This is a genomic window from Streptomyces apocyni (genome assembly GCF_009739465.1).
GTDB lineage: Bacteria > Actinomycetota > Actinomycetes > Streptomycetales > Streptomycetaceae > Streptomyces > Streptomyces apocyni.
Genome location: NZ_WHOM01000026.1, coordinates 1 through 358 on the forward strand (window position 1 = coordinate 1; position 358 = coordinate 358).

The 358-nt window shown below is 68.7% G+C and carries 1 protein-coding gene; it reads right to left on the bottom strand.

Annotation, left to right across the window (positions count from 1 at the left end):
• The coding region (locus tag GCN81_RS00105) for an acyltransferase domain-containing protein (protein WP_156721314.1) at positions 1 to 358 on the bottom strand (358 nt) is incomplete at both ends.

Sequence of the window (358 nt, forward strand, 5' to 3'; positions counted from 1 at the left end):
TCGTTGAAGGTGAGTTGGGCGGCTATGTCGTGGAACTCGTCGAGTACCTCGTCCATGTGGGGGGAGTGGAAGGCGTGCGAGACGGTGAGGTGCTTGACCTTGCGTCCCTGGGCGTCCCAGAAGTCGGCGATGCGCTGAGCCGCCTGGGCGTCGCCGCTGATGACGAGGGAGGTGGGGGAGTTGACGGCGGCGATGGTGACGGCACTGGCGGTGCTGTCGCCGCCGTGCTGGGCGGTGAGGGAGGTGGCCATCTCCTCCTCGCTCGCCTGGATGGCGATCATCGCGCCGTCGGTGCGGGCGGCTTGCATCAGGCGGCCGCGGGTGGTGACGAGGTGGGCCGCGTCGGTGAGGGAGAGTA